Below are 18,520 nucleotides of genomic sequence, written 5' to 3'. Positions count from 1 at the left end.
GACCGGGAGCCCCAAACCTGTGTTCACGTCTGGAAAGGCAGCGCATTCCGCCGGGATGCGCTGCTTATTTTTTCAGGTGTTTCGCCTGAAAGAGAGTGCTAGCACGGCCTGATCCAGACTGCCGTGTCATGAAACGCCGCGCCGCCATAAGGGGCAACGGGATCGGCGCCGGTCAGCGTGTTGATGCCCCTGCCGTCCTCGAATGCCGCGTTCGGCCAGATTCCCTCCGAGATCAACGTCCCGCGCGCCACCGTTTCAACGTGCCGGGCATGGAGCGTGACAACGCCGCGCGCATTGCCCAGTTGCACCTTTGCGCCGTCGGCAATGCCAAAGCTGTCCGCATCGTCCGGCCTGATCCAGACTTCGGGCCTGCCCTCTTTCTTGAGCGAGGTCTGCGTCTCGTTGAACGTGGAATTGAGAAAGGAGCGCGCCGGCGACGTCGCCAGGCGGAACGGGTGTTCGCGATCCGCCAGCTCGATGACATCCCACTGATCCGGGAATTCGGGCATGTCGGCGAACGGCCCGAACACGGTCTCGCCATCGGGCTTGTTGGGCGCGGCGGTGTTCGCCCAGTCGGGCCGGAAGCGGAATTTTCCGTCCGCGTGGCCAAAGCCGTTCAGAAAGTGCGACGTCTCGAAGTCCGGCTGCAGGTCGCGCCATTTCTCGGCCTCGAGGTCCTCAAGGCTGCCGTAGCCGGATTTCCGAAGCATCCAGTCGATATGCTCGCGCGCGCTCATGTCGAATCCCGGATGAGATTTTGAATCAACACGCCTGGCGATCTCGTTGACAACAAAGATGTTCTCTTTGGGACCTTCGGGCGGTTCAACGGCCTTCGGACCGAGCGAAAGATACTGGTGGCCGCCGCCCTTGTAGATATCGTCATGTTCCAGAAACTGGGTTGCGGGCAAGACGACATCCGCCATCTTCGCGGTTTCGGTCAGGAACTGCTCGTGAACAACGGTAAACAGATCTTCACGCGCAAAGCCCTGCTTGACGCGCTCCTGTTCCGGCGCGACCGACACGGGATTGGTGTTCTGGATCAGGATGGCCTTGACCGGAGGTCCTCCCAGGAGGGCATCTTCGTCGCCCGTCAGGACCCGGCCGATCAGGCTCTGGTCCAGCGCGCGCACATTCGTATCCTTGAGCGAGGTTGCCTCGATCATTTCCTTATCGAGCCGGTAAATGGCACCATTGTTGTGAAAGGCGCCGCCCCCCTCATACTGCCAGCTGCCGGTGACGCAGGCGATGGACGCGGCGGCGTGCATGGCAACGGCACCGTTGCGCTGCCGCGTGAAGCCGTATCCCAGCCGGAAAAAGGTCTTTTTGGTCTCACCGATCAGGGTGGCGATTTCCTCGATCCGGGCAGCCTCCAGACCCGTGATCGAGGCGGCCCATTCCGGCGTCCGCGTCTGAAGATGGGCTTCGAATTCTTCCGGACAGTCGGTGTAGGCGTTGAGGTAGTCGCGATCGGCATGGCCGTCGCGGAACAGCACATGCATGATCGCGCAGGCGAGCGCCGCATCCGTGCCGGGCTTCAGGACAAGGCCGATGTCGGCCTGTTTCATGGTGTCCGTTTCGTAGACATCGACGACAATGATGCGGGCGCCGCGTTTCTTGCGCGCGGCGACGACATGGGTCATCACGTTGACCTGTGTTGACACAGGGTTGGTTCCCCAGATGACGATCTGATCCGACAGCGCCATTTCGCGCGGATCGGGCCCCGCCAGCCGGCCGGTTCCGGCAATGTAGCCGGTCCAGGCCATGTTCGTGCAAAAACTGTCGAACTGGCGCGAATAGCCTTTTGCGTGGCGCAGGCGATGGATGCTGTCGCGCTGCACCTGTCCCATCGTCCCGGCGTAATAGTAGGGCCAGACGCTTTCGGCACCGAATTCAGCTTCGGCGGCGAGGAACTTCCGTGCGATCAGGTCGAGCGCTTCTTCCCAGGAGATCTCTTCAAACCGCCCCTCGCCTTTTGCACCGACGCGGCGCATCGGGCTCGTCAGGCGTTCGGGGTGGTAAAGCCGTTCCGGATAGCGGGCGACCTTGGCGCAGACGACACCGGCTGTATAGGTGTTTTCCCTGGCTCCGTTCAGCCGCCTTATGTCGCCATGCGGATAGAAGTGCACCTCCACCGCACAAGCCGAAGGGCAATCGTGCGGACACGTGGAAAAGGTGCTTTTCGGCGGTGACTGGTTCATGGCGTATCCATCCGGTGTTGCACGAGCTGACAGGCAGACCTGTCCTGACCTTGGGTCAGGACTCATTAATTTGGTTGAATTGGCGCAGCAAACGGCGATGAGCTGTAAGGAAAAGCGCGACAAGCGGGCTTCCTGCCCGGTTGAGCGGTTTGACGGTGCAGATCGATGCCGTTTTTGCGTCCCGCAGGAATAGGGTGAATTTGCCCGGCAACGTCGTTGCAAATCTTCGGAACCCGGACGGTTTCCTGCAGCTTTGCACCTTGTATCCGAACAGATTCATCCCCACCAATTCATACAAATTAATGGGTCCTGACCCTAATGAACAGCAAAGGAGGCGCCGTCAAGCGCCTCCCCTTTCAATCCTGTGCCACCAATGGCTTCAGCTTCCGCTGCAGGGAGCCCGTCCTCCGGGGCCGCCACGCTGCTGGCGCGGACCGCGCTGACCACGCTGCGGCGGCGGCCCGCCGGGGCGCATCCGCGGTGGCGGACCGCCCTGGACCTGGATCACCGGCGCGGCATCGAGATCGCTGATCGCAGCGAAATCGTGCTCCGATACGTCACCTTCCGGCAGCAGGTCTCCGCGGCGCTGCCCGCGCCCCTTGAGCCGGGTGAAACTCTGATCGGGCGTGCCCATCCAGCACCTGGGAATGAATGGAAACGTATCGGTCAGGACATAGTGATAGGTTCCGTCCGGATATTCGGGTGTCGCGGCGAAACGGCCGTTGCACTGGTCGAGGTCGCCCGCCCCTTCCACGAAGGCCCAGTCCTGAGTGAACTTGCCGTTATAGCGCCCGCCCGGACCATCCGGCCTGTTGCCGTTCTTTATCCGATAGCTGCTCTGGAGCTTCTTCATCGGGGACTTCCCCGCAGGATCGGAATAGCCGTGCTGGCCATAGATCGGGAAGCCATCGGCGGCAAAGCCGATCAACGCGGGAACCGACCGCCCGCCGCTTGCAGAGACGACGCCCGTCGGAATGCCGTGATAGTGGTAGGTCCCATTCGGCTGGACATGGGCATTGTACTTGTCGAGGCCGAGCTTGCAGGCTCCGCCCAGCGCTTCGTAGTTCCATCCCGAACGCCGGTCATTCCGCCAGAATTCCGCTGTCCCCGGGTCCATGACGACCCCATTGACAGCGATGCCGAATACAGCCCCCTGCGCATCGCGCGGCCGGGCATTTTTGCGCGGATCGAGCGGCACCTTGAGATTGTAGTTTTTCTTCGAAATGGCGTGGGGATTGTTTCGGTTGGGGAATTTCCCGGGTGGCTTGTTGGGGTATCCATTGGCGTGAATGCGTCTGGTGTTTCCCTCAACCGTGATGTCGGCACTCGCCTCCGCCTGAGGCAGGAAAAGGTCCCAGATTTCATCGCTCAGGTGGATGTGTTCAGCCGGTTCTTCTCCGCCGATCGGTGCTGCACTGTCGTGTGCAGCCGCCTGTGAAGCTATCAGCGCGCCTGCAAGCGCAAGACTTAAACGCATGCTTTCTGTCTCCAGATTCAATGCCCCGACGCGGGCAGTATGGCCGAGCCAACCAAGGCGTGCTGTCGCCTTTTGGTATGAATGTGTAACGGGATGTATCGGGAGATCGTTTCAAAACAGCAAAAGCCGGCCCGACGGGACCGGCTTTCGAATTCGCTTGACTGCGCTGTGCCGGTTCAGCCGACCAGCTCGGTTCCGGAGAACCAGAACGCAATCTCGACTGCAGCGGTTTCCGGGGCGTCGGACCCATGAACGGAGTTTTCACCGATCGACAGGGCGAATTCCTTGCGGATCGTCCCCTCAGCGGCTTCCGCCGGGTTGGTCGCACCCATCACTTCACGGTTCTTGGCGATGGCGTTTTCGCCTTCAAGCACCTGAACGACCGTCGGACCGGAGGACATGAATTCCGTCAGTTCGCCAAAGAACGGACGTTCCTTGTGAACCGCGTAGAATGCCTCAGCTTCGCGCAGGGACATCCACACGCGGCGGGACGCGACGACGCGCAGTCCTGCTTCTTCAAGCTTTGCGGTGATGGCACCGGTCAGGTTGCGCTTGGTCGCGTCCGGCTTGATCATGGAAAACGTGCGTTCAATCGCCATGGTTTCGTCTTTCTCGTTTCGAAGGGAACCGACGCCGTGCCGGTCCGGAATTTCAGAAATTTCGCGGCCTTAATAGCGGCGCTAAGCCCGGGCCGCAAGGGGCTGGGGCATGACATTTTCGCAGCGTTCGCAACGTGCCTGAACCTTGCAATGCTGCTGGAATTGTTCGGACGCTAGGCATAGTCTTCGAAAAGCTGTTTGCGGATCGTATTCGCTGCGGCCTCGAAATTCCAAGGAACCCGAAACGGCGGGACACTGCTCGTGAAATCTCTTCAGGCTTTTTTCTTCGCAGCGATTTGGGCTTTTGCAATGCCCTTCTCGTTTCTTTCGGCAACCGCATCGGCCGAGGTCTCTCCTTCCTTTGAAGGGCTGGAAGCCGCCTTTCAGGCTCTTTCGGAGGACGAGCAGACCGAGTTCCTGGACTTTGTCGCCGGCAACACGGTGTTCGTGACCTATCACGAAGCCGGCCACATGCTCGTGTCGGAACTGGAACTGCCGGTTCTCGCGCAAGAGGAAGACGCCGTCGACAATCTTGCGACGGTCTCCATGCTGGCCGCGGACACGGACGATATGGACGTCTACCTCCTGCACGCAATGACCGGCTGGTTTCTGATGTCCGAAGAGGACTACGACGCCCTGGTCTTTTATGGCGAGCACGATCTTGACCAGCAGCGCGGCTATCGCATGCTGTGTCTGATGGTGGGTGCCGACGAGGACGCTTTCCTCGATCTGGCCGAAGACCTCGCTCTGCCCGAGGACCGCATTGACAGCTGCGCCTCAGACTACGAGCAAGCCGCGGACTCCTGGGAATACGTGACCGATCCCTATTTACGGCAGGAAGGTACGGCGGCGGGCAGGATCAAGGTCATACACGAGGACGCACCGGCAGAACTCGCCTTCCTAGGCTCGTTTCTGAAAGAGGCGAAAATCCTGGAAACGATCGCCGAAGAGCTCGACACATTCTACGACCTTCCCGAAAACGTCACCTTCCAGGCCGCTGCCTGCGGCCAGGACAACGCGTTCTGGGATGCAGACACGCGGGAAGTCATCATCTGCCATGAGCTGCTGGGTGGTTTTGCCGAGCTTTATCTCGCACTGATCTCGGAAGACGGCTAAGCCTTCTTGCGGAAGGCACCCGGCGCATCACCGAACCGGCGCCGGAACTCGCGGTAGAAGTTGGACCGGGTCAGGAACCCGACCTCTTCATGTATCCGGGTGACCGGTTTTTCGGTATCGGTCAGCAGCCTGGCCGCCTCTTCGAGCCGAACCTCATTGACGAACTGGCTGACATTGACGCCAGCAACATCGTTGATCGCGATCGAGAGGTCTCGATCGGGCACACCGCTGCGCCGCGCGAACCGCGTAAGCGTCATCGCCGGGTCCTTGTAGAGGTCTTGTTCGACCAGGATGCGTTTGGCCTTGTCCACGAGCGCCTTGTTGTCCGCATCCGGCAGCGTTTTCTTTTCGGTCTTGCGGCGCGGCACGCGCTGACGCGCGGCAAAGACGGCAATCGCGAGCGCGGTCACGATGAAGGCGAGACTCGCATAAGAGATCACGAGCGACGCGGTTTCCGGCATCTGCATGGTGAAAAGCAGCGCGATCCAGAGGTCGGTCGCAATCGTTGCGAACACGATCGCTATCGCTATTGCAAGAAGCCGGTGAAGGAAACCTGCCTGTCCGGTCAGCGCCAAGGCCAAACGGTCCGGTCCGCCTGCCCAGAGCCGCACCAGCATGACACCATATACGAGGAAACTCAACGCGATGAGACCGTCCACGTAGCCGGGAACGGGGATCGGGAACAGCATGGCGAGCGTGAGAAGCGCGGCAAAAACTCCATGACGGATGGCTGACTGCAGCATGCTGGTTTCACGGGATCCAAGCGCTGCAAATCCCATGTAGAGGGATGGCGCAATCCAGACCGGCAAGCTTCGTTGCAGCACGACGAAATCGTTGACGCCATAGGCAAAGCGCAGTCCCACCAATCCCGCCTCGACACAGAGCAGAGCAAAGAAAACGCCGAAGGCCGTCCTGGAAAGACGCGGCAAACCGCGCCCGAAAAGAACCGACAGTCCGAGACCCAGGAAGACCGCAGCGAGCAAAAAGGAAACCGGGATGCTGATCATGTCGTCGCCCGTAGAAAAGACACTCTGTCCGACCTGTCCTTTATCACGATTAAGGACAGGACAGCGCGCTCCCGACGATTGTCAACACCTTCGATGCAAACACATTTTGAGAGCTAGTCACCCCGAACCGGAGGTCTTTGACCCATGCCCACTTCAACTCCATTTGCGGCAAACGCGTTCCCAATCATATTCGTCCTGCTCTTTAGCCTGTTATCGGTTGCCGATCTGCCCGCGGCGTCTGCTTCGTCCGCACTGCCCTACGGACCTGGCGTCCTGGAGGTCAGCGTGAGCGATGCGCGGGCTGACCGCCCGCTCGCCGGCAATGTCTGGTACCCGACGTCAACGCCTGAAAAATTCGAGCTGGCAGACAAGAGCAAGGTCTGGCAGATGGCACCGGCAGACCCTGGCGGCACCGCCGCCGAAGGCTCCTTCCCGCTGCTCGTGGTTTCCCACGGAATGTACGGAAACACGCTCAATCAGGCATGGCTGGCATCTGCGCTAGCACGTCGTGGATTTATCGTCGCCATGATCAATCACCCTGGAACGAGTACCTTTCTGCGCGATGCAGATCACGCACGCGAATTGTGGCAGCGGCCGGTGGACATGTCGCGCCTGATCACGTTTCTCCTCGAAAAAAGCCCGCTGGCGGATCGTGTCGACGCAGGCAGGATTTATGCGGCCGGCCACTCGCTGGGCGGTTACACCGTCATGCTTCTGGCAGGTGCACGGTTCGATGCCGGTCTTTATGAAAACCTGTGTGCAGAAGAGGAAACAAATGTCGTGTGTTCCGTTCTGAAGGGCTGGTCGGTCGCGGAGACGGACGCGGACCGCAAGGAAATGCAGCTTTCGCGCAAGGACGCACGCGTCCGGAAGATTGTCAGCATGGATCTCGGCGGCACGCCGGTCCTGTCGCGCCGCAGCCTGGGACTTTTGGAAACACCCGTCCTGGTTCTCGGTTCCGGACGTGCCGACATGCTCAACCAGGATGTCGAATCACGCATGCTTGCTTCGCTCCTCCCCGGTGAAACGACCCGGCACGTCGAACTCGCCGATGCGGGGCATTTCGACTTTATGGGTGTGTGCAAGCCGGAAGGCTATGAAGTCCTGAAGGTACACGAGCCGGGCGATGAGATTGTCTGTATCAAGGGCAGCTCCGACAGGCAGGCGCAGCACGAGCGTATCGTCAGCGAACTGATCGTTTTTTTCGGCAGCAATTGATCCCTGCCGTGACAATGCGGCCGACTGCGCCGCATTGTCCACATTGTCGTGCTCGGTTTCCGCTTGCATAAGGTGCAATGCTCCGCCAAACATCCGGCCATGCTGCAGATATCAGACCTTACCTACCGGATCGCGGACCGCCTTTTGATTGACAAGGCCAGCGTTAGCCTGCCCGGCAAGTCCAAGACCGGCCTCGTCGGCCGGAACGGCGCCGGCAAATCGACCCTGTTCAAGATCATTACCGGAGACCTATCCGTCGAGACCGGTTCGGTACAGATCCCCAAGCGCGCCCGTATCGGTCAGGTTGCCCAGGAAGCACCGGGCACCGAAGACACGCTCATGGAGGTGGTTCTGGCGGCGGACACGGAACGCAGCCGGTTGCTCGCCGACGCGGAGACGGAAACCGACCCGGACCGGATCGCGGACATTCACACCAGGCTTGCGGATATCAGCGCCCACACCGCCGAGGCGCGCGCAGGCTCCATCCTCGCAGGCCTGGGTTTCGATGCCGACGCCCAGCAGCGCCCGTGCTCCTCCTTTTCCGGTGGCTGGCGCATGCGGGTCGCGCTTGCCGCGGTTCTGTTCTCGGAGCCCGACCTGCTGCTTCTCGACGAGCCGACCAACTACCTGGACCTTGAGGGCACGCTCTGGCTGGAGAACTACGTTGCGCGTTATCCGCATCAGGTCCTCCTGATTTCCCACGACCGCGATCTCCTGAACAAGGCCGTGGACAGCATCGTCCATCTGGAACGCGGAAAACTGACCTACTATTCCGGCGGCTACGACAGTTTCGACCGACAGCGGCGCGAAGCCATGGTGCTGGCGGAAAAGGCGAAGGAGAAACAGGATGCGCAGCGCAAGCACATGCAGGCGTTCGTCGACCGTTTCCGCTACAAGGCGAGCAAGGCGCGGCAGGCGCAGTCACGCCTGAAGATGCTTGAGAAGCTGCAGCCGATAACGGCGCTGACCGAAGAAAGCGGCAAACCTATCCAGTTTCCCGATCCTGGCGCGCAACTCGCCCCTCCGATCATGAAGCTGGAAGGCGTCTCGACCGGCTACGGCGACACCAGGATCCTGTCCAGGCTGACATTGAATATCGACACGGACGACCGCATTGCCCTTCTCGGTGCGAACGGCAACGGCAAGTCGACATTCGCAAAACTGATTTCCGGACGGCTCGCCGCCATGGACGGAGACATCACCAAGGCAACCAAACTCAAGATCGCGTTCTTCGCCCAGCATCAGCTCGATGAACTGCGCCCTGCCGAAAGCGCCGTCGCGCATGTCAGATCGCTGATGACGGATGCTCCCGAAGCCAAGGTCCGCGCCCGGGTTGCCCGCTTCGGTCTGCCGACCGACCGCATGGACACCCCCGCGAAGGATCTTTCCGGGGGGGAGAAAGCCCGGTTGCTGCTCGGTCTTGCGACATTCGACGGCCCGCATCTGCTGATCCTCGACGAACCGACCAACCATCTCGACATCGACAGCCGCGAGGCCCTTGTGATGGCGCTGAACGATTACCGGGGGGCCGTCATTCTCATCAGTCACGACAGGCATCTGGTCGAAGCTTGTGCCGACCGGCTGTGGCTCGTTGCCGACGGCAAGGTCGCTCCCTTTGACGGGGACATGGAAGACTACCGCCGGCTGATCCTGCAGGGTCCGGAAGCAGCACAAAAAGCCAGGGCACGTGCCGAAGAGGAAGCCGAACGGGCCTCCGCGCAGGACAAGCGCCGCGAAGCTGCCCAACGGCGCAGTCTTCTGAAACCGCTGAAGCAGAAAATTGACGCGGCCGAGAAGGAAATGGCGCGCCTGCAGGAGAAAATCGGCAAGCTGGACGATGCCCTGGCGGATCCGGAGTTTTTCCAGCGTGAGCCTGACCGTGCCACGAAGTTCGCCAAGGAACGCGCCTATTGCGAGAAAAAACTGGTCAAGACGGAAGAGGAATGGCTCGAGCTTTCCGCCGAGTTCGAAGAGGCCGGATAGGCACTGGTGTACCGCTCAGTTTCAATCGGGAGTGCAAATGACGGATCTGAAAAAGCCACAAGGTAGCGCGAGCAAGCGCAAATCAGCGGCCGCCGGCAAGCGTGCCAATCGTTGCCTGGCGCAGACAGGCCGCAAAATTGCGCATAACCGAAGACTTTCGCCAGCACGCAAATCACTTGCGATCCTGCACTTCCGGCTTGGCAGGAAGAAAGGTGACTGCACCATGGGGCAGATTGCTGCAAAAATGCAGCCCAAGTCACGCCGGACGGTGACGCTGCATTTCTGAAGTTGATCCGCCGCGGTATGACCAGGATCAAAAGTCTCTAGGACCCAGGTTGTATCCTCTAGGCCTTTTTCTCCCAGCCACCCGATGACGTCTGCTGCCAGTAGGCGATGTCAAACCCTTCCGATTTGGCTTCCTTCCAGCGCAGGCGCGCCTCCGCGAGAGCGGCCTCATCGTTTCCGTCGAACATGTAGATCGCACGCTTGTAGCCACCGAGCGCCGGCGGTTCCGCCCGGTCCACGAGAAAACGGACGTCCGCCTCGTTCGGATTGTCCTGTTCGGCCGTGAGATAGATCGGCTGGTGCTCCGCATAGCCGTCGGTTTTGGTGCCATGCGGAAGGAAACTGTCATCGGAAAAGGTCCACAGATGGGAGTCCAGCGCGTTGCAGCGTTCCTCGCTGCCGGTCTGCACGACCACTTTCCAGTCCCGTTCCAGGCACTTCAGCAGCAGTTGCGGCAAGGCGGCCTCGAGCGGCTTGTGCATCAGATGATAAAACATCACTTCAACGCTCACTGCACCGCTCCTGACCGGTTCCCGTCACCCTGCGCTTTTGCACAGGATATCAAGCCATGCCAGCGAAACTGATGCGCGGCTGCAACAGCCGGACACCCAAATTCGCTTTTCCGCGCATGCGGCGTGGACAGGCCGCATGACTCGTATCATTAACCCTTCGCAAATGTCGATTGACTAGTGTTCGTTTCCGAGAGCGATCCAAAGGATCAATGCTGGGTGGCCGGTGTCCGGTGGTTCCGAACCGGCCAAAGAGGGGATTTTGTGAATGATTGCACGCGTTTTTGTGTTTTGTGCGTTGGTAGCTGTCGTTGCAGGGGCAACACTTGGAATGGGAATGCTCGTCGAACCGGCCACCGCCTGTCAGGCCTACAAGACCTGCTGAGCGCACAAGAAATCCAATCAAAAAAACCCGCCGTTTCGGCGGGTTTTTTCATGAGTGCCAAGGCATGCCGCGTCAGCCTTCGTAGTGGTCTGCAACCAGCTGGTTGAGAAGGCGGACGCCGTAACCGGATGCCCAGCCCTGGCTGATGTCATCCTTCGGTGCGCCGAATGCAGTACCGGCTACATCGAGATGCGCCCACGGCACGTCATTGACAAAGCGCTGCAGGAACTGCGCCGCCGTCACCGACCCGGCCCAGCGTCCGCCGGTGTTCTTCACGTCCGCATTCGGAGTGTCGATGATCTTGTCGTATTCCTTCGACAAAGGCAGGCGCCAGATCGGTTCGCCGCTTGCTCCGGCCGATGACAGCAGCTTCTCCGCAAGATCGTCATCGTTGGAGAAAAGTCCCGCATTCAGGTTGCCAAGAGCCACAAGGACAGCGCCTGTCAAGGTCGCGAGATCGATCATGATGGCCGGCTTGTATTTCTGCTGCGTGTACCAGAGGGCATCGGCGAGAACGAGACGCCCTTCGGCGTCCGTGTTCAGGATCTCGATCGTCGTGCCGGACATGGCGGTGACGATGTCACCGGGACGCTGCGCATTGCCGTCCGGCATGTTTTCAACCAGACCAATGACACCGATGACATTGGCTTTCGCCTTTCTGGCGGCAAGCGCATGCATGACGCCGGTGACCGCGGCGGCACCGCCCATGTCCCCCTTCATGTCCTCCATGCCACCCGACGGCTTGATGGAGATGCCGCCTGTATCGAAGACGACGCCTTTGCCGACGAAGGCAACCGGGGCAACACCTTTCTTGCCGCCATTCCATCGCATCACCGCCAGGCGCGGCGGACGGACAGAGCCTTGTGCCACACCGAGCAGCGCTGCCATCTTGAGCTTCTTCATTTCCTTTTCGCCGAGGATCTCCACCTCGACACCGAGTTTTTCCAGCTCGGCGGCCTTTTTTGCGAACTCGACGGGACCGAGCATGTTTGCCGGTTCGTTCACAAGGTCACGGGCCAGGATGACACCGTCGGCGATGGCATTTGCGGCGTTCCAGCTTTTGCGTGCCGTTTTCGTGTCCGGAACCTTCAAGGTAAGCTTCAGATCCTTCTCCGGCTCGGCTCCCTTCTTCTTCGACTTGTAGGCGTCGAAGGTATAGGCGCGGAGCTTCGCTCCCATTGCAAACTCGGCAATTTCCGTCGCAGACAGCTCCACTCCGCCCGGTACGTCGAACAGGATTTCGGCCGCATCGGCCTTGGCCTTTTGCAGCGCGGCCAGAACAACACCACCAAACGCCCGCCAGTCGCCCGGCGAGAGGTCCTCGGCCTTGCCGACGCCGAACACGATCAGCCGATCGAGGGTCAGGCCGGCCGGCGCCACGAGGTCGAGCGTCGTTTTCTTCTTGCCGGAAAAGCCGGCGATCCCCGCCGCCCTCTCAAGACCGCCCTGCAGCCCGGAGGCAACGTCCTGCGCGATGCTCCCGAGGCCAAGCTCCTCGGTGGCAAAAACGACGGCGACCCCCTTCCCGGGAGCGTCTGCCTTGGAAAACGAAATCTTTGCTAGCTTGGTCATGCGTCGGTCCTTGTTCGGCTTTCGGTTGTCTTTGCAATTCCAGGTCACGTCTGCCCGGATTGCGACTGTGACCTGTTTAACGCAAATCATGGGGTTTTAACGACTTTTCGGCAACAGCGAACAAAATTAATGCAAATTAACCATTCTTATTTATGCGGCGTTCACCACATTACGTGCTATTCGATGGCTGGGGATTTTTACTGGTATTTGCGAAGGGCCTGTCCGGTCAGACATGAAGACGCTCGAACGCTACATTATCCGGCGGACGTTGTATGCATTCACGCTCACGATTGCAGCCATGACCGGCGTGGTCTGGGCCACCCAGGCACTCCGTCAGCTTGATCTTGTGACATCGAAGGGACAGACGATCGTCCAGTTTGTCGGCATCACGATGCTGGCCCTTCCCTTCCTGATCATGATCGTCGCGCCATTCGCGTTGATGCTCGCCCTGATCCTTGTCCTGAACGCGCTTTCCGGCGACAGCGAACTGATCGTCATCGATGCCAGCGGCGGTTCCAGGTTTCTTGTCCTCAAGCCAGTCATGATCTTTTCGGTTGCGGTCATGCTTCTGATTGCCGGCCTGTCGCTTTACGTGGCGCCGGGCGGGCTCGCGCAGCTGCGAACCGAGATCACCCGCGTCAGGGCGGATCTCGTGGCGAACATCGTCAAGCCCGGCAAGTTCATAACGGTGGAAAGCGGTCTGACGTTTCATATCCGGAACCGGTCCGGAAACGGCACCCTTGACGGCCTACTGCTTCACGATACGCGCGACGGGGAAACCGCGTTCACTTACCAGGCCGACACCGGCAACATCGTCGAAGCGGCGGACCGGACACTGCTCGTCATGCAGAACGGCACGATCCAGCGCCGCCCGAAGCAGGAAGGCGACATTTCCATTGTCCGCTTCCAGTCCTACGCCTTCGACCTGTCGAACCTGATCCCGGAAGCGGGAGAACCGGTGTTCAAGGCGAGTGAACGGACCACTGCGAACCTGCTTGCGCCCGGCCGGAACGATGCCTACGCGCTGAACAATGCGGACAAGCTGGCGAAAGAGCTGCACGAACGGTTCAGCCAGCCGCTCTACGCAATCGCCTTCGGACTGATCGTCTTCGCCTTTCTCGGAAAAGCCCGGACAACCCGGCAAGGCAGGGGAACGGCGATTGTCGGCGCCATTGCCTGCTGCGTCATCTTGCGGACATCCGGTTTCGGCGTGACTGCCATTGCCGGGGTGTCGAACGTGCTGCTCAGCCTGCTCTACATCGTTCCCATCGCCGGCTCGGCCCTGGCGCTGGTCTCCATCTTCAACGAGCGCCGAACCCAGCCACGCTGGCTGCGCACCCTGCATCAGTCGCTTCAGGACCGGCTTGAAGCGATCAGCAACCGGCTCAACAACAAGCAGGCCGGAGGCGTTTCATGATCCTCGGCCGGACGCTTGCGATCTATTTCTCCAATCGCTTTCTCAAGGCGATCCTCGGTCTGTTCGTGTTCGCAGCGGTGCTGATCTTCCTGTTCGACGTTCTTGAGCTGGTCCGCAGGGGCGGTGACCGCGAGGGTTTTTCGGTTCTCAGGGTCTCCCTGATCTCGCTGTTGCGCGTGCCCCTGCTGCTGGAGCAGGTCATCCCTTTCACGGTGCTGTTCGGGTCGATTGCCGCATTTGTCACGCTCAGCCGCGCCCTTGAGCTGGTGGTGACGCGCGCCTCCGGCATATCGGTCTGGCAGTTCTCAATGCCCGCCATCGTGGTCGGGATCATTCTCGGGATCATGTCCGTCACGATCTACAATCCGGCGGCGGTCTGGTTCCAGCAGAAATCCGACGAAGTCGCAGCCGGCCTCTTCGGTGCCGACCAGACGTTTCTACTTCAAAACAGCAACGAAGTCTGGGTCCGGCAGGACGGTCTGGATGGAGAATCCGTGCTTCTGGCCAAGCAGTTGCTGGACGGCGGCACCAAGCTCCTGGGCGTTACGGTTTTCACCTTCGACAAGGACGGAACGTTCCGCGAGCGCATCGAGGCCGATGAAGCGCGCCTCGGAGATGAAATCTGGTACCTGAGCGACGCGATCGTCTACACGACGGAACAAGATCCACAGCCTTATGGCCGGTATCAGGTCAGCACGTTCCTGACCGCGACAGAGGTGCGCGAGAGCATCGGTTCGCCGGAATCGATTTCGTTCTGGAACCTGCCCCGCTTCATTGAACTGGCCAGAAATGCCGGATTGCCGGCCTACCGGTACAATTTGCAATACCAGACACTGCTCGCGCGGCCGCTTCTTTTGGTCGCCATGATTTTGATTGCGGCGGCAGTTTCCCTTAAAGTATCGCGGTTTGGTGGGTTGGGGACCATGATTCTGGGTGGAATCCTGTCCGGGTTCGTGCTTTACGTTCTCACCGAGCTGGCGAAGGATTTCGGGGGTGCCGGTATTGTCCCCCCTTTGGTGGCTGCCTGGGCGCCCGGAGTATTTGGAGTTCTTATGGGTTTGACAATTCTCTTGCATCAGGAGGACGGGTGAGACCGATGTCTTTGCCGCTTTTCCTGACTCTTGAGATGTGGGCCAAACGAGGCAGCCTCCTCGCGGCAGCAAGTTGTCTTGCCATCGCGGCCGGACTCATGCATCCGGCAACCGGCGCGCAAGCGCAGGATCTGACCAGCAGCCTGACAGGTGATGTCGACCCGAACGAGGAAATGCTGCTGGAATCCAGCGAAATCACCTATGATTTCGACAATGACGTGATTGTCGCGACCGGCGACGTTCAGGTCTATTACGACGGCAACACCGTTCAGGCGCATCAAATCGTCTTCGATCGCAAGTCGGGCCAGCTGACGGCGCGCGGCAACGTCATCTTCATTGAAGCGGACGGAAACGTCGTGCGCACATCCGAGTTGACGCTGTCGGAGGACTTCGCCGACGGGTTCGCCAACGCTCTCCAGATCGACACGACCAAGCGCACGCGTTTTCTTGCCGAGAAAGCGCGCCGTGAGGGCAACAATGTCACCACGATCGAGAACGGTGTCTACACGGTCTACACCAAGCCGACCAATCCGCCGGACAAACCTCCGCTCTGGCGCGTGCGGGCGGAAAAGATCATTCACAGGCAGCAGGAAAAGATCATCCGCTTCGAGAATGCGGCGTTCGAAGTCTATGGCAAGCCGATTGCCTGGCTGCCTTATCTGTCGATGCCGGACCCGACCATCAAGCGCAAGTCGGGCTTCCTGATCCCGAGCGGCGTCGTGAATGACAAACTCGGATATGGTGTCACGGTTCCCTACTACTGGGCGCTCAATCCGCATTACGACCTGACGACCACGCTGACGCCGCTGACCAAGCAGGGCCTGTTCGGGGACGTTCAGTACCGGCACAGGTTCGAGCACGGCCAGGTCAGTTTCTCCGCCGCCGGTCTGTTCCAGGCGCAGCCGGGCGAGTTTTCGACATCCAGGGCGGACGAACGCTGGCGCGGTGCTGTCAACTCGACCGCCGTGTTCGATCTGAGCAAGGACTGGACCCTCGGCTGGAACGTGACCTACAAGAGCGACCGGCAGTTCTTCAAGGACTACTCCATGGCGAGCTTTGGAGGCGGCGATCCTTCGGAGATCTATCTTGAAGGCAGAAACGACCGCAACCTGCTGTCGGTCAGGGCCTATGCCTTCCAGATTTCCCAGGAAGATTACGAGGACAGTGATTTCGATGCGGACGGGTTCTCGCCCGTCGGCAGTTCGCTTCAGGACAAGCAGCCTCTCGTCCTTCCGGTCATTGACTACGACTACGTTTTCGCCGACCCGATCCTTGCCGGCGAACTGTCCCTTGCCGCGAATTTCACCTCTCTGACCCGCGACGAGACCGACGCATTTTCCATCGACGGCGGCACGACGGCCAGGTTCCGCGGCGTGGATGGCACATTTTCGCGCCTCTCGCTGCAGGGAGACTGGCGGCGGACATTCATCGACCCGCTCGGCCAGTCCTTCACGCCGTTTGCCTATATGCGCGGCGACCTGTTCTTCCTCGCCTCGCCCGACTCCGACGTCACCGCCCTGGCCGGAGAGAGTTTCGTGGGCCGCGCAATGCCGGCCATCGGGCTTGAGTACCGGTATCCGATCATCGCCGCGTTCGACGGTGGCAACCAGGTTTTCGAACCGATCGCCCAGATTGTCGCGCGCCCCAATGAACAACGGATCGGCGAATTGCCGAATGACGATGCGCAGAGCATCGTGTTCGACACCACGACCCTGTTCGACTACGACAAGTTTTCCGGTTTCGACCGTGCAGAAGGCGGCACCCGTCTCAATGTCGGCCTGAACTACAAACTGCAGCTCAACAGCGGCTATTACTTGAGCGGCCTGTTCGGCCGTTCCTATCAGTTGGCCGGCGACAACTCCTATGCGACGCCGGATATTCTCGGGGCCACCGAGGATTCCGGGCTGGCCACGACCCTGTCGGACTATGTCGGCAGCCTGTACCTGGATACCCAATACGGCGTCAAACTCGGCGCGCAGGCGCGTTTCGACAAGGACGATTTCTCCGTCAACCGGCTCCAGGCCCAGGCAAGCGCGATCTACGGTCCGGTGGTGTCGTCCCTCGCCTATGCGTTCCTGGGCGAACAGCCGGATGTCGGCATCGACACCCCGCGCGAAGAAATCCTGGGTTCGGCAAGCCTGCGCCTTCAGGAAAACTGGAGAGTGTTCGGCTCGATGCGCTACGATATCGAGAACTCGAATATCGTCCAGGATGGTGTCGGGATAGGTTACGACGACGAAGGCTTCTCGTTCTCAATGTCTTACGCAGAGGACCGTAGCCGGAACGACGGTGACTCGGTCAACCGCACGCTCTATTTCCGGATCGGCCTGAGAACGATCGGCAATACCCAGGTTTCCAGCGGCGCGCTCAACTAGTCACCTGAATCTGAAGTTCGTCTCATTGTGCAGCGGGCTTCGAACGAACTTCAGGTTCAAGAAGGTGACTAGCAAGTCTATGTTTCTAGTGCGGTTTACGAATTTCAAGTTCGCTTCGGAGACTGCTGCAGCAATGACTGGAACTTCAAATTCACCGCACTAGGCAAGGCCCGGTTTTCAGTTTCGAAAAACATTCCGGTTCACGACATTATGTCCGCATAAGGTTTGGCGAGACATTTTGCTGCCATGATATCAGGCATCATGCAGGTATTATTTTGAAATCGCGCTGCTTATATGCGAGAAAGCAAGCCACAATAACACTAGCTTCGGTTTGGCTGTGGGCCAACACAGAAGGTTGACCAATGCGACTGCGTTTTGCCCCTGTTTTCCTGAGCCTTGTCCTGGCACTGATGACGCCGGCAATCACCCCGGCCCATGCCGCCATCAAGGTGATCGTGAATGACGTGCCGATCACAGACTACGACATAAGCCAGCGCGCGCGCCTGATCACCCTGACGCAGCGCAAGTCGTCGTCTGTCGCAAAACGTCAGGCGCAGCAGGAACTGATCGACGATCAGGTAAAGCTCGCCGAAGCGGACAGAATGGGCATCGATATCGCCCAGACGCAGATCGACAACGCCTATAACAACATCGCCCGTAATGTGAAGATGTCGCCATCCCAGCTTTCCAAGGCGCTGCGCAGCGGCGGCGTGCAGCCGGCGACGCTCAAATCGAGACTGAAGGCACAGCTCGCCTGGAACCAGTTGCTCCAGCGCAGGTTCCGCGGCCAGATTGAGGTGGATGAGTCCGATATCATCGCCGCGCTGCAGAAGAAAGATGAAGCCGACCGGCAGAAGTCCATTGAATACGACCTGAAACGCGTGATCGTCGTCGTGCCGAAGAACTCGTCAGGCGGTTTCAAGTCGAAGCGCAAGCAGGAAAGCAACAAGATCCGGTCGGCATTCAACGGCTGTGACGACGCCGGCAGCGTCCTCGGCCAGTACAGCGAGGTCGTGGTGCAACCGATCGGGCGGCGCCTGGAAACCGAGCTGCCGCCCAACATGCGCGATGAAATCAACGCACTTACCCCGGGCAGCCTGACAAAGCCGTCTACAACGCCGGTCGGATACGAGATGATCGCGGTATGCGGCAAACGGGAAATTGCGTCCGACATCGGTGCGCGCGCCGAGCTTGAGAACGAGCTGCGCGCCAAGGAAGGCGAAAGCCAGTCACGCAAATACCTGATGGATGTGCGCCGCCGCGCGACGATCATCTACCGCTGAGCCCA

The 18,520-nt window shown here is 59.9% G+C and carries 14 protein-coding genes; 8 read left to right on the top strand and 6 right to left on the bottom strand.

All coding sequences use genetic code 11. The features are described 5' to 3' along the window. Nucleotides 1–98 precede the first annotated feature (98 nt). The 3 genes from ACO07N_RS19460 to ndk form a co-directional block, all read right to left on the bottom strand. Nucleotides 99–2,198, bottom strand: a complete 2,100-nt coding sequence (locus ACO07N_RS19460) for a molybdopterin-containing oxidoreductase family protein (RefSeq protein ID WP_421982612.1) — start codon at nucleotides 2,196–2,198, stop codon at nucleotides 99–101. Between the two features lie 379 nt (nucleotides 2,199–2,577). After that, on the bottom strand, nucleotides 2,578–3,675 hold the full coding sequence (locus ACO07N_RS19455; protein ID WP_421982611.1) for a YHYH protein: 1,098 nt from the start codon (nucleotides 3,673–3,675) through the stop codon (nucleotides 2,578–2,580). Between the two features lie 176 nt (nucleotides 3,676–3,851). Continuing rightward, nucleotides 3,852–4,274, bottom strand: a complete 423-nt coding sequence (gene ndk, locus ACO07N_RS19450; RefSeq protein WP_421982610.1) for a nucleoside-diphosphate kinase — start codon at nucleotides 4,272–4,274, stop codon at nucleotides 3,852–3,854. A 309-nt stretch (nucleotides 4,275–4,583) separates the two neighbouring features. Here ndk and ACO07N_RS19445 point away from each other — a divergent pair, with 309 nt between their 5' ends. After that, entirely contained in the window at nucleotides 4,584–5,390 is an 807-nt protein-coding gene (locus tag ACO07N_RS19445) for a DUF4344 domain-containing metallopeptidase (protein WP_421982609.1), read from the top strand. On the opposite strand, the gene ACO07N_RS19440 is transcribed toward ACO07N_RS19445, so the two are convergent. Next, the gene (locus tag ACO07N_RS19440) at nucleotides 5,387–6,397 is read right to left on the bottom strand and encodes a helix-turn-helix domain-containing protein (RefSeq protein ID WP_421982608.1); all 1,011 of its coding nucleotides are present in this window, start codon (nucleotides 6,395–6,397) and stop codon (nucleotides 5,387–5,389) included. The two genes, ACO07N_RS19445 and ACO07N_RS19440, sit on opposite strands and share 4 nt — an antisense overlap. Nucleotides 6,398–6,541: 144 nt before the next feature. On the opposite strand from ACO07N_RS19440, the gene ACO07N_RS19435 reads away from it, so the two are divergent. The 3 genes from ACO07N_RS19435 (at nucleotide 6,542) to ACO07N_RS19425 (ending at nucleotide 9,884) form a co-directional block, all read left to right on the top strand. Continuing rightward, entirely contained in the window at nucleotides 6,542–7,615 is a 1,074-nt protein-coding gene (locus tag ACO07N_RS19435) for an alpha/beta hydrolase family protein (RefSeq protein WP_421982607.1), read from the top strand. 99 nt (nucleotides 7,616–7,714) lie between these two features. Next, complete coding sequence (locus ACO07N_RS19430) at nucleotides 7,715–9,598, top strand: ABC-F family ATP-binding cassette domain-containing protein (RefSeq protein ID WP_421982606.1); 1,884 nt, start codon at nucleotides 7,715–7,717, stop codon at nucleotides 9,596–9,598. Between the two features lie 37 nt (nucleotides 9,599–9,635). After that, nucleotides 9,636–9,884: a hypothetical protein gene (locus ACO07N_RS19425; protein WP_421982605.1), complete on the top strand. Its 249-nt coding sequence runs from the start codon at nucleotides 9,636–9,638 to the stop codon at nucleotides 9,882–9,884. A 58-nt stretch (nucleotides 9,885–9,942) separates the two neighbouring features. Here ACO07N_RS19425 and ACO07N_RS19420 read toward each other — a convergent pair whose 3' ends face one another. Next, on the bottom strand, nucleotides 9,943–10,380 hold the full coding sequence (locus ACO07N_RS19420) for a DNA polymerase III subunit chi (RefSeq protein WP_421984457.1): 438 nt from the start codon (nucleotides 10,378–10,380) through the stop codon (nucleotides 9,943–9,945). Between the two features lie 469 nt (nucleotides 10,381–10,849). Beyond that, nucleotides 10,850–12,349, bottom strand: a complete 1,500-nt coding sequence (locus tag ACO07N_RS19415; protein ID WP_421982604.1) for a leucyl aminopeptidase — start codon at nucleotides 12,347–12,349, stop codon at nucleotides 10,850–10,852. Nucleotides 12,350–12,581: 232 nt separating this feature from the next. Between ACO07N_RS19415 and lptF the strand changes: the two genes are divergently transcribed. The 4 genes from lptF to ACO07N_RS19395 all read left to right on the top strand — a co-directional run bounded on the left by lptF (nucleotide 12,582) and on the right by ACO07N_RS19395 (nucleotide 18,515). Beyond that, the gene (gene lptF, locus ACO07N_RS19410) at nucleotides 12,582–13,766 is read left to right on the top strand and encodes an LPS export ABC transporter permease LptF (protein ID WP_421982603.1); all 1,185 of its coding nucleotides are present in this window, start codon (nucleotides 12,582–12,584) and stop codon (nucleotides 13,764–13,766) included. Next, nucleotides 13,763–14,857, top strand: a complete 1,095-nt coding sequence (gene lptG / locus ACO07N_RS19405) for an LPS export ABC transporter permease LptG (RefSeq protein WP_319387014.1) — start codon at nucleotides 13,763–13,765, stop codon at nucleotides 14,855–14,857. Before lptF ends, lptG begins: the two co-directional genes overlap by 4 nt. Nucleotides 14,858–14,862: 5 nt before the next feature. Beyond that, a complete protein-coding gene (locus ACO07N_RS19400; RefSeq protein WP_421982602.1) occupies nucleotides 14,863–17,232 on the top strand; it encodes an LPS-assembly protein LptD in 2,370 nt (789 codons plus the stop codon). 362 nt (nucleotides 17,233–17,594) lie between these two features. After that, nucleotides 17,595–18,515, top strand: coding sequence for a SurA N-terminal domain-containing protein (locus tag ACO07N_RS19395; protein ID WP_421982601.1), 921 nt, complete (start codon nucleotides 17,595–17,597; stop codon nucleotides 18,513–18,515). The last annotated feature ends 5 nt before the right edge of the window (nucleotides 18,516–18,520 follow it).

The organism is Roseibium sp. (assembly GCF_965229775.1).
In the GTDB taxonomy this organism is placed as follows: Bacteria; Pseudomonadota; Alphaproteobacteria; order Rhizobiales; family Stappiaceae; genus Roseibium.
The sequence above is the reverse complement of the archived record's forward strand: the minus strand, read 5'-3'. Positions and strand labels throughout refer to the sequence as shown.

Excerpts from the sequence above, each read along its gene's own strand:
- ACO07N_RS19460 (WP_421982612.1), bottom strand. The coding sequence starts at position 2,198 with ATGAACCAGTCACCGCCGAAAAGCACCTTTTCCACGTGTCCGCACGAT.
- ACO07N_RS19455 (WP_421982611.1), bottom strand. The coding sequence starts at position 3,675 with ATGCGTTTAAGTCTTGCGCTTGCAGGCGCGCTGATAGCTTCACAGGCG.
- ndk (WP_421982610.1), bottom strand. The coding sequence starts at position 4,274 with ATGGCGATTGAACGCACGTTTTCCATGATCAAGCCGGACGCGACCAAG.
- ACO07N_RS19445 (WP_421982609.1), top strand. The coding sequence starts at position 4,584 with ATGCCCTTCTCGTTTCTTTCGGCAACCGCATCGGCCGAGGTCTCTCCT.
- ACO07N_RS19440 (WP_421982608.1), bottom strand. The coding sequence starts at position 6,397 with ATGATCAGCATCCCGGTTTCCTTTTTGCTCGCTGCGGTCTTCCTGGGT.
- ACO07N_RS19435 (WP_421982607.1), top strand. The coding sequence starts at position 6,542 with ATGCCCACTTCAACTCCATTTGCGGCAAACGCGTTCCCAATCATATTC.
- ACO07N_RS19430 (WP_421982606.1), top strand. The coding sequence starts at position 7,715 with ATGCTGCAGATATCAGACCTTACCTACCGGATCGCGGACCGCCTTTTG.
- ACO07N_RS19425 (WP_421982605.1), top strand. The coding sequence starts at position 9,636 with ATGACGGATCTGAAAAAGCCACAAGGTAGCGCGAGCAAGCGCAAATCA.
- ACO07N_RS19420 (WP_421984457.1), bottom strand. The coding sequence starts at position 10,380 with ATGTTTTATCATCTGATGCACAAGCCGCTCGAGGCCGCCTTGCCGCAA.
- ACO07N_RS19415 (WP_421982604.1), bottom strand. The coding sequence starts at position 12,349 with ATGACCAAGCTAGCAAAGATTTCGTTTTCCAAGGCAGACGCTCCCGGG.
- lptF (WP_421982603.1), top strand. The coding sequence starts at position 12,582 with ATGAAGACGCTCGAACGCTACATTATCCGGCGGACGTTGTATGCATTC.
- lptG (WP_319387014.1), top strand. The coding sequence starts at position 13,763 with ATGATCCTCGGCCGGACGCTTGCGATCTATTTCTCCAATCGCTTTCTC.
- ACO07N_RS19400 (WP_421982602.1), top strand. The coding sequence starts at position 14,863 with ATGTCTTTGCCGCTTTTCCTGACTCTTGAGATGTGGGCCAAACGAGGC.
- ACO07N_RS19395 (WP_421982601.1), top strand. The coding sequence starts at position 17,595 with ATGCGACTGCGTTTTGCCCCTGTTTTCCTGAGCCTTGTCCTGGCACTG.